The organism is Actinospica sp., from assembly GCF_035552695.1.
Classification (GTDB): Bacteria; Actinomycetota; Actinomycetes; order Streptomycetales; family Catenulisporaceae; genus Actinospica.
The window spans coordinates 19,988-29,358 of sequence record NZ_DASZKT010000199.1 but is presented as its reverse complement, the minus strand read 5'-3'; the positions used below and the strand labels follow the sequence as shown (position 1 = coordinate 29,358).

The following is a 9,371-nucleotide window of genomic DNA, read 5'->3' as shown; positions in this document are numbered from 1 at the left end:
AGCGCGAAGGTGCAGGCTGATCTGGCGAATCTCACGGTGGCTTCCCTGAGTGCTCTGTTTGTGGAATGAACCCAAGCACATAAGCCACTTGGCGCTACGTCGTGCGCCGAGGGGCTCTGTCACATGCCGCGCTTGATCGTGGGTCAGTGGTCACTGGTCGGTGGTCAGCGCTCTGTGTCCGGTCTCCGCGGATGCTTCGCCAGTGCGTTGCCCCGTCCACCCCCCTGTGAGTGGAGGGGGCGATGATTCGCACTCAACGCTGGTCAGTACGGCACGACTCGGCTGCGCGGGCTACGGCCCGGCCGCGGTGGGCGGCCGTGTTGCCACGCGACGAGCGCTGGCGGCGAGCGCGAAGGTGCAGGCTGATCTGGCGAATCTCACGGTGGCTTCCCTCTGGCTCGGGTGGGTGGTTCGCAGCCTCGGGGTCGCCATGCGGATGGATCCCCCGGACGCGTGACGAACCCGAGGCTGCGGGCCTGCGTCCAGTCTGCGTTGCCGACATCTACGTTTCATCTATCCTCAGCCGTGTGGACCGCGTCTGTGCGGTGTCCGGAGGAGTGGCTAGTCGTGCAGTTCGAGATCTTGGGCCCGATGCGGGTTACGGTGTCCGGCCAGGTTGTGCGGATCGGGTCGGCGCGCCAGCGGGCGGTGCTCGGGGTGCTGCTGCTGTCGGCGGGCCGGACCGTTTCGGTGGACCGGCTCATCGACGCGGTCTGGGGCGCTCAGCCGGCCGAGAGCGCGCTGAACCTGGTCCGGACGTATGTCTGGCGGCTGCGATCGCTGCTGACCGAGGACGGCGAGACGCGGCTGGGGACCGAGCCGGCGGGATACCTGCTGCGCGTGAAGCCGAGCGAGCTCGACCTGGCGGAGTTCGAGCGCCAGGCCGCCGACGGAAAGGCCGCGCTGGCCCGGGGAGAGGCGTTCGCGGCCGCCAGGCAGCTGCGCGCCGCGTTGGAACTCTGGCATGGCGAACCTCTCGAGGATGTAACGCTGCACAGTGGAGACCTCCTCGCTGAAACGCTGCGGCTGAACGAGGCGCGAGTGGCAGCTCTTGAGGAGCGCGTCGAAGCGGATCTGGCCCTCGGCCGGCACGAGGAACTGGTCGGCGAACTGCGCCAGGTCGCCGCGCAACACCCGCTGCGGGAACGGATCACGGGCTCGCTGATGCTGGCCTGCTACCGCTCCGGCCGCCAAGCCGACGCGCTCAGCGCGTACCGGGAGCTGCGGGCCGCCCTCGTCGGGGACCTCGGCCTCGAGCCGGGACCGGCCGTCCAGGAACTGCACGAACGCATCCTGGCCGCCGATCCCGACCTGCAGGAGGGGGGCCTGGTCGTGCCCCGGCTCTCCGCGCGGCACACGCCCCGGCAGTTGCCCGCCGCACCCGGGCACTTCACCGGCCGGGCCGAGGAGGTCCATGCCGTGACCGCGCTGGTGGAGCACGGCGAGCACCCGGTGGGCACCGTCGTGATCTGCGCGATCGACGGGATGGGCGGGATCGGCAAGACCGCGCTCGCCCTGCACACCGCGCACCTGCTGGCCGACCGGTACCCGGACGGGCAGCTGTTTCTCGACTTGCACGGCTACACGAAGGGTCTTGAGCCGCGCGAGCCCGCCGACGCGTTGGCGGTGATCCTCCAGTCGCTCGGCATTCCGGCGCGGCAGATCCCTCCCGCACTCGATGCGCGCGCCGCCCTGTATCGGGATCGGCTCGCCGACACCAGGACCCTGATCGTGCTGGACAACGCCGCGAGCGAGGAGCAGATCCGTCCGCTGCTGCCGGGCAGCGGACGATGCACGGTACTGATCACGAGCCGTACCCGGCTGCGGTCCCTGGACGACGCGTACACCGTGCCGCTGGACCTGCTGCCCGCCGACCAGGCCGTGGCGCTGCTGCGCGTCTTGGCCGGGCCAAGCCACAACGCCGTCGATGACGCGGTGTTCGGGCAGATCGCGGATCTGTGCGGTCGACTTCCGCTCGCGCTGCGCATCGCCGGCGGCCTGCTGCGCCATCGCTCGGCCTGGACGGCGCAGCATCTGGCCGACAAGCTGCGGGAGGGCCGCCCGGGGCTCGACCTGTTTCGCGACGGCGAGCGGGACCTGGCCGTGGTCTTCGAACTCTCCTATCGCGCCCTGACCGACCGTCAGCAACTGCTGTTCCGCCGTCTCGGCTTGCTGCCGGGCCCGGATACGGACGCGTACGCCGTCGCCGCGCTGCTTGAGTGCGATCTCGCCGATGCCGAGCGGTTACTGCAGGATCTTGTGGACCATCATCTGCTCATCGAGCCGACCGTCGGCCGCTACCGGATGCACGACCTGGTTCGGCAGCACGCGCGGACGCTCGCGGGGCAAGACCCGACCGATGACAATGCTGCCGCGTTGGACCGGCTGATGGACTATTACCAGCACACTGCCCAGCGGGCGGACGTCTGTATCACGCGTTCTCCCCGGTTCGCGCCGTTCGGTCCCGTTCCCACCCGCGCGCCCGGCCTGCCTGACGGTGTGCGAGCCTACGAATGGCTGCGGGCGGAGCGGGCCAATCTGGAGGCGTGTGTCCAGCGCGCCATCGTCGAGGCACAGGACGCCCACGTCGTCGCGCTGGCCGCCGGGCTCGCGGAGATCGTGCTCGAGGACGGGCCTCTGCCCTACGCCATCGAGGTCTATACGGCCGCATCCGCTGCCGCGGAGCGTCTCAGCGACATCCGCGCCCAGGCCGACGCGCTGAGCCGACTCGGCATGTTCCGGGGCGTGTCCAGCGATTTTCCGGGCGCGCTGCGGGAGCTCGATCAAGCCGTCGCGCTGCACCTCGAGTCCGGCGACCAGCGGGGCCTGGCCGTAGCCCGCATCGAACGCAGCGTCGTGCTGCGGATGACCGGGGACATGCCCGGCTCGATCCAGGAGCTCGAAGCGGCCATCGCCTCGTTCGTCGAACTCGACCAACCGCTGGGACAGGCGGCCGCGCTCGCGGAACTGGGGCTCGCCCGCTACCTGACCGGTGACGCGCAGCACGCCGCGGACGATCTCGCCGAGGCCCTGCGCCTGTATCGCGTCCTGGGGAAGCGGCGCAGCCAGGCGGACGTCCTGTGCAACCTGGGCGGCATCCGGCATTCGCTCGGCGATCTGGCGGGGTCGGTGCAGGACCTTGATGAAGCCTTCGGCATCTTCCGCGAGCTCGGCAATCGCGTCGGCATGGGCAGGACCCTGGTCGAGAAGGCCGGCGCGCTCCGGCTGGCAGGCGACCTGAAGGCCGCGAAGCAGGCCGTGGACGAAGGCCTGGAGCTCTACCGCGAGACCCGCGCCCGGATCGGGCGGGCCATCGCCTGGCAGAGCCGCGCCGTCATCTCGGCCGAGGCGGGTGACCTGCCCGGGGCGATGCGAGACTTCGAAGACGCCCTGACCGTGTTCCGCGAGATCGGCGCCCGCGGCAACCAGGCGTGGGTACTCAACGGCTACGCGGGGGTCGTGGACACCGCGGGCGATCCGGAGCGCGCTCTGGCTCTTCACCATGAGGCGCTCGGCCTGGCGCGCGAGACGTCGATGCGCGACGAGCAGGCCCTCGCGATGGAGGGCATCGGCAAGATCCAGCTGGCACGCGGGGAGCGGGACGGGGGAGTGGAGCAGCTGACGCAGGCGCTGGCGATCTTCCAGGAGCTGGGGCAGCACGCCGAGGCCGGGCGGATCGAAGCGCGTCTGGCGGAACTCGGCTGAATCCTCGTCCGGCCGATCCGGACTACTCCGACTGGTCTGACCGGTCCGACTACTCCGGCTCCGACTACTCCGACTGCTCCGCCGGATTCTCCTGCCAGACGTAGTTCGGCGGCTGATATTCGGCGAAGCGCGCCAGCAGCACGTCGAGGTCCTCCTCGACGATCAGCATGTCGCGGTGCGGCTGGTGCAGGAAGCCTTCGCGGGTCATGTGGTCCAGGAACGCGATCAGCGGGGTGAAGTAGCCGCTCGTGTTGAGCAGGGCGATCGGCTTGGTGTGCAGTTCGAGTTGCGCCCAGGTCCAGACCTCGAACAGTTCATCCAGCGTGCCCGCACCGCCGGGCAGGGCGATGAACGCGTCGGAGCGCGCGGCCATCATCGCCTTGCGCTGATGCATGTCCGCGACGACGTGCAGTTCGGTCAGACCCTCGTGGGCGACTTCCCAGTCGGCAAGTCCCTGCGGGATCACTCCCACCACCTGTCCGCCGGCCCGCAGCGCGCCGTCGGCGAGGCTGCCCATCGTGCCGACGCGGGCCCCACCGTAGACCACGGTGATGCCGCGCCGCGCCAGTTCGGCGCCGACCTGCTCGGCCACGTGGACATACTTCTCGCCGCGGCCACGCGACGAACCGGAGAAAACGCAGATGTGCTGCACCATGTGCTCCCCTTGCGGCATCGAATGCTGCGTGCGGCCGACAGTCTAGGGCCGAGCGGCGACAGACCTCACGACCGAGCCGGAGACCGACCTGACGGCTCGTACATTGACGACGCCTTGATGTTCGGCTTGACGATTCCTTGAGGTTCGGAGAGGAACGTTTGCCGGGGGGCCTTCGACAGGAAAGGCGGGTAACCGATGACCATGTCGGACACAAACTCGATGTTCGACATCGAGACCCTGCGCCGCGGCATCGAGCAGCGCGACGCCACCGCCATGCGCGGCCTTTACGCGGAGCACGCGCTGATGACGCTCGTGGACCAGCGTGACCAGCCGAGCCACCCGCACGAGATCACCGGGGCCGCCGCCATCGGCGCTTTCCTGGACGATGTCTGCAGCCGCGAGATGGAGCACCACCTCGACCAGGTCGTCGTCTCCGCCGACGGCACGCACGCGGCCTACCTGGAGCAGTGCCGCTACCCGGACGGCACGAAGGTGCTGTCCACCTCGATGCTCGACCTGCGCGACGGCCGGATCACCGCGCAGACCAGCGTCCAGGCCTGGGACGAGGCGACCGCCCGGGAAATGGGCATGATGGCCGCGAAGCCCGAACACCGGTCCTTCTCGCGCTCGGACGAGACCCGTACCTTCGACCACGGTCACGCGGAGATCCTCAACGCCGCCGGCGGCACGATCGGCCGGCTGACGCTCGAGCCGGGCTGGCGCTGGTCCCAGGACGTCAAGCCCATCGCGGGAACGGAGCTGTGCGAGGCGCCGCACTTCGCGTACCACATGTCCGGGACGCTGCACGTCCGGATGGCCGACGGCAGCGAGTTCGACGTGAACGCGGGCGACCTGGCCGTCATTCCGCCCGGGCACGACGCCTGGGTGGTCGGCGACGAGCCGGTGCAGATCGTGGACTGGCAGGGCGCGGTCCACTACGCCGAGAAGCGCTGAGCCCGCACAGGGTTCGAACTCGGTTCGAACTCCGGAGCGCCGCGTGCCTCGCGCGGCGCTCCGGTCATGCCGAGAGTTCCTTGACGAGGAACATATCCATTTCGACGACGTCGTGGCAGACGTCGTCGCTGTCGTACCACGAATATCGAGACTCGAGGCGCAGTTCCGTGTCGCGATAGCCGAGCCGCGCGTAAAGCCGTGCCGCATCCGGATTCTCGACGCCGACGCCCAGGCCCGCTCGACGGGAACCGCGCGCGAGGATCCGCGCCTCGGCTTCCGCGATCAGAGCACTGCCGATGCCCATACCGCGCCAGGCCTGGTCCACGCCGAGATTGCTGATCTCCGGGCACTCCGGGTACGCGGCGCGCGGCGAATCGTCCCGGAATCCCGCCCAATTGATGAGGGCATGGCCCACGGCAACCTCGTCGCTCCAGGCAACGAGGTATTCGACATCGCCGCTCTTCTGCCGACTGAAATGGTATGCGTGCGCGTTGTTCCGACCAGTCGGCAGATCGCGTTCCAAGGAGATAAGGTCCGCCTCGGTGCATGTGGCTATGCGCATGGCCCCCGATGCTACGGCGATCAGCCTACGATCTCGCGCTGTTTTCTCAGCCCAGAAAGCTCAGGCGCACCTGGCGGTCGGGATTGTCCCGGTTGGTGTCCACCAGGACGACCGACTGCCAGGTGCCGAGCTCCAGGCGGCCGCCGATGACGGGGAGCGTGGCGTGCGGGGCGATGAACGCGGGGAGCACGTGGTCGCGGCCGTGGCCGGGGGAGCCGTGCCGGTGGCGCCAGCGCTGGTCGGCCGGCAGCAGGTCGCGCAGAGCGGCGAGCAGGTCGTCGTCGCTGCCCGCCCCGGTCTCGAGGATCGCGACGCCCGCCGTGGCGTGCGGGACGAAGACGTTCAGCAGGCCGTCCGATCCGTCCGCCGCCTCGCGCAGGAACGCCGCGCAGTCGGCCGTCAGGTCGTACACGGCCTCCTCGCGGCCGGTGCGCACGCGCAGGACATCGGTGCGGAACGCGGGGCCCATCAGACCAGTCGGCCCATGTGCGCGAGAGCCTGCTTGAGCAGCGTGCCCTGGCCGCCGATCATCTCCTGCTGCACGACCGGGGACGCGGCCTCCTCGGGCGTGAACCAGACCAGGTCCAGCGCGTCCTGGCGCGGGCGGCAGTCGCCGGACACCGGGACGATGTAGGCGAGCGCGACAGCATGCTGACGCGGGTCGTGGAACGGGGTGACGCCCGGCGTCGGGAAGTACTCGGCGACGGTGAACGGCTGCGGGGACACCGGGATCCGCGGCAGCGCGACCGGACCGAGGTCCTTCTCCAGGTGACGCAGCAGCGCGTCGCGCACCCGCTCGTGGTGCAGCACCCGCCCGGACACGATCGCCCGGCTCATGGTCCCGTCCGGCATGATGCGCAGCAGCAGGCCGATCGCGGTCACCTCGCCGCTCTCGTCCACGCGCACCGGGATGGCCTCGACGTAGAGGATCGGCATCTGGGCGCGGGCCTGTTCGAGCTCGCCGCTGGTGAGCCAGCCGGGACTGGTCTCTTCAATCACGTCTGCCACGGGCTGATCGTATCCGGAACCCGTCACCCGGCGCGCCCCCGGCCGGGTAAATACGATGTTCACGCGGGAGGTCGTGGCTCGAACTCCGGCTGCTCGGACTCCGACCGCTCGGACTCCGACTGCGCTCGGGGCCGTGTCTCGCTCGCCAGGATCGCCCGGGCCAGTGCCGCGCCGGGGCCGGTCTCGCCGCGACCGCGGGCCAGCAGGACGAACTCGACCTCGCCGAGTGCGGGCAGCCCGGCGTCGCGGGGCAGTTCCACCAGGCCCTGCGGAATCAGACTGCGGGTATGCGCGGTCACGCCGAGCCCGGCCCGCGCCGCCGTGTGCAGGCCGCTGAAACTCCCCGCCGTGCACGCGATGCGCCACGACCGTCCGGCCCGCTCCAGCGCGCGAATCGCCAGCTCACGGCTGATGCTCGGCTCGGGGCACGCGATCAGCGGCACCGGTTCGGCCGGATCGGCGCTCACCCGCACGTCCGGCGCGGCGATCCAGGCCATCGCGTCCCGGGACACGAGCGTGCCGTGCGTCTCCCCGGTCTTCCGCTTGGCCATGACCAGGTCCAGCCGCCGCGCCGCGAGCGCGCGGTGCAGCACGCCGCTCAGACCCACCGTCAGTTCCAGTTCCACGAACGGATGTGTGGCGCGGAACGTGCGGAGGATGTCCGGCAGCCGCGAGTGGGCGAAGTCCTCCGACGCCCCTAGCCGTACCCGGCCACGCAGCGCCGGGCCCGCGAAGTAGTCCACGGCCCGCTCGTTGCTGTCGAGGATGTCCCGCGCGAACCCGACCATCGCGGCCCCGTCCGCGGTCAGCGTCACCGAGTGCGTGTCACGCTCCAGCAGCGAGCGGCCGACGGTCCCCTCGAGCTTGCGCACGTGCTGGCTCACAGTCGACTGGCTCGCTCCGAGCCGCTGCGCCGCGGCCGTGAAGCTCAGCGACTGCGCGACCGTCAGGAACGTACGCAACTGCGCCGGGTCGAGCAACGCCGTGTCGAGCGACGCCGTGCTATCAGATTTCTCGATCACAGTTACCACGGTATCCCGCTTTCCCGCATACCGCCGTGCTGCCAGGGTGTGTGACGTGCAACGTCTCCGCTCAAGCCTCGACCCGTTCATCCTCTCGCTGCTGGCGACCGTCGCGATCGCCTCCGCGTTCCCGGCACGCGGGTCCGGCGCGCGGTTGTCCAGCGACGTCAGCACGGCCGGCATCTGCCTGCTGTTCTTCCTGCACGGCGCACGCCTCTCGCCCCGTGCCGCGCTCGACGGGCTGCGTCAGTGGAGACTGCACCTGTACATATTCACGCTCACGTTCGTGCTGTTCCCGCTGCTCATGCTGCCGCTGCGGCTGCTCGAACCCGGACTCATCCCGCACGAGCTGTTCGTCGGACTGGTGTTCCTCAGCGTGTTGCCGTCCACAGTGCAGTCCTCGATCGCGTTCACGTCCATCGCGCGCGGCAACGTCGCGGCCGCCGTCTGCTCCGCATCGCTGTCGAACTTGATCGGCGTCGTGCTCTCGCCGCTGCTGGTCTCGGTGCTGCTCGGAGCGGACGCGCGCGTATCAGCCTCCTCCATGGTGGACGTCGCCGCGCAACTGCTGCTGCCGTTCGCCGCCGGACAGCTCGCCCGAGCACGCATCGCCCCCACCCTCAAGCGGCACCCGCGCGCCCTGGCCACGGTCGACCGCGGATCAGTGCTCATCGTCGTCTACACGGCGTTCGGCGAGGGCGTCGTCGCGGGGATCTGGCACCGAGTCTCGTGGCAGCAGCTCGTCACGCTGGGCGTGATCGACATCGCAGCGCTCTCCGTCGTGCTCACGGTGTCGACGGCCGGCGGACGGATGCTCGGGTTCGAACGCGGCGATCGGATCGCGGCGGTCTTCTGCGGCTCGAAGAAGAGTCTGGCCAGCGGGTTGCCCATGGCCACACTGCTGTTCCCGGCCGCCACGGTGAGCACGATCGTACTACCGCTGATGATCTTCCATCAGATCCAGCTGTTCGCCTGCGCGGCGCTGTCCCGGCGCTACGCACGGCAGGAAGGGGAAGAAGGGGAAGCCGTGCCGGCGATCGCGTCTCAGGCCGCTGCCGTGCTCTCGTCGTAGTGCTGCTGCGCCTCGAGGACCTGCGGCATCGCGTCCTCCAGGTGCAGGACGAGCTCCCACAGCTTCCCGGCGGTCCGCGCGCCGAGCGGCGTCAGGCTGTACTCGACGCGCGGCGGGATCGTCGAATGCACCTCGCGGGCGACCAGGCCGTCGCGTTCGAGCGCGTGCAGGCTCTGCGCGAGCATCTTCTCGCTCACCCCGCCCACCCGGCGGCGCAGCTCGTTGAACCGGGCCGGGCTCTCGCGCAGCGCGATCAGCACCAGCGATCCCCAGCGTCCGGTGATGTGCTCGAGGACGGGGCGCGACGGGCAGCGAGGCGCCAGCACGTCGAACGCGCAGTCGCCGCTCGCGTCCGCGTCGGCGGGCATCTGCTGCGTATCCATGCCTTCCAGG

General features: G+C 70.0%; 9 protein-coding genes. 3 read left to right on the top strand and 6 right to left on the bottom strand.

Annotated features, from left to right (window positions below):
- Nucleotides 1-567: 567 nt before the first annotated feature.
- Complete coding sequence (locus VG296_RS22975; RefSeq protein ID WP_325568940.1) at nt 568-3,705, top strand: AfsR/SARP family transcriptional regulator; 3,138 nt, start codon at nt 568-570, stop codon at nt 3,703-3,705.
- 64 nt (nt 3,706-3,769) lie between these two features.
- On the opposite strand, the gene VG296_RS22970 is transcribed toward VG296_RS22975, so the two are convergent.
- Nucleotides 3,770-4,357 (bottom strand): TIGR00730 family Rossman fold protein, encoded by a 588-nt coding sequence (locus VG296_RS22970; RefSeq protein ID WP_349259668.1) that lies wholly within the window; start codon nt 4,355-4,357, stop codon nt 3,770-3,772.
- Between the two features lie 204 nt (nt 4,358-4,561).
- On the opposite strand from VG296_RS22970, the gene VG296_RS22965 reads away from it, so the two are divergent.
- Entirely contained in the window at nt 4,562-5,314 is a 753-nt protein-coding gene (locus VG296_RS22965; protein WP_325568936.1) for a cupin domain-containing protein, read from the top strand.
- 64 nt (nt 5,315-5,378) lie between these two features.
- Here VG296_RS22965 and VG296_RS22960 read toward each other — a convergent pair whose 3' ends face one another.
- The 4 genes from VG296_RS22960 to VG296_RS22945 all read right to left on the bottom strand — a co-directional run bounded on the left by VG296_RS22960 (nt 5,379) and on the right by VG296_RS22945 (nt 7,864).
- Nucleotides 5,379-5,837, bottom strand: a complete 459-nt coding sequence (locus tag VG296_RS22960) for a GNAT family N-acetyltransferase (protein ID WP_325568934.1) — start codon at nt 5,835-5,837, stop codon at nt 5,379-5,381.
- A gap of 85 nt (nt 5,838-5,922) precedes the next feature.
- The gene (locus tag VG296_RS22955) at nt 5,923-6,345 is read right to left on the bottom strand and encodes a YjbQ family protein (protein ID WP_325568932.1); all 423 of its coding nucleotides are present in this window, start codon (nt 6,343-6,345) and stop codon (nt 5,923-5,925) included.
- Nucleotides 6,345-6,872 (bottom strand): NUDIX hydrolase family protein, encoded by a 528-nt coding sequence (locus VG296_RS22950; RefSeq protein WP_349259667.1) that lies wholly within the window; start codon nt 6,870-6,872, stop codon nt 6,345-6,347. Before VG296_RS22950 ends, VG296_RS22955 begins: the two co-directional genes overlap by 1 nt.
- Nucleotides 6,873-6,943: 71 nt before the next feature.
- Nucleotides 6,944-7,864, bottom strand: coding sequence for a LysR substrate-binding domain-containing protein (locus VG296_RS22945; RefSeq protein WP_414641127.1), 921 nt, complete (start codon nt 7,862-7,864; stop codon nt 6,944-6,946).
- Nucleotides 7,865-7,961: 97 nt separating this feature from the next.
- Between VG296_RS22945 and VG296_RS22940 the strand changes: the two genes are divergently transcribed.
- A complete protein-coding gene (locus VG296_RS22940; RefSeq protein ID WP_325568926.1) occupies nt 7,962-8,978 on the top strand; it encodes a bile acid:sodium symporter family protein in 1,017 nt (338 codons plus the stop codon).
- On the opposite strand, the gene VG296_RS22935 is transcribed toward VG296_RS22940, so the two are convergent.
- The gene (locus tag VG296_RS22935; protein ID WP_325568924.1) at nt 8,951-9,361 is read right to left on the bottom strand and encodes a helix-turn-helix domain-containing protein; all 411 of its coding nucleotides are present in this window, start codon (nt 9,359-9,361) and stop codon (nt 8,951-8,953) included. The two genes, VG296_RS22940 and VG296_RS22935, sit on opposite strands and share 28 nt — an antisense overlap.
- Between the last annotated feature and the right edge of the window lie 10 nt (nt 9,362-9,371).

Bases quoted from the DNA above. Each gene is read 5' to 3' on its own strand.
- VG296_RS22965 (WP_325568936.1), top strand. From the start codon at position 4,562: ATGTCGGACACAAACTCGATGTTCGACATCGAGACCCTGCGCCGCGGC.
- VG296_RS22955 (WP_325568932.1), bottom strand. From the start codon at position 6,345: ATGGGCCCCGCGTTCCGCACCGATGTCCTGCGCGTGCGCACCGGCCGC.
- VG296_RS22935 (WP_325568924.1), bottom strand. From the start codon at position 9,361: ATGGATACGCAGCAGATGCCCGCCGACGCGGACGCGAGCGGCGACTGC.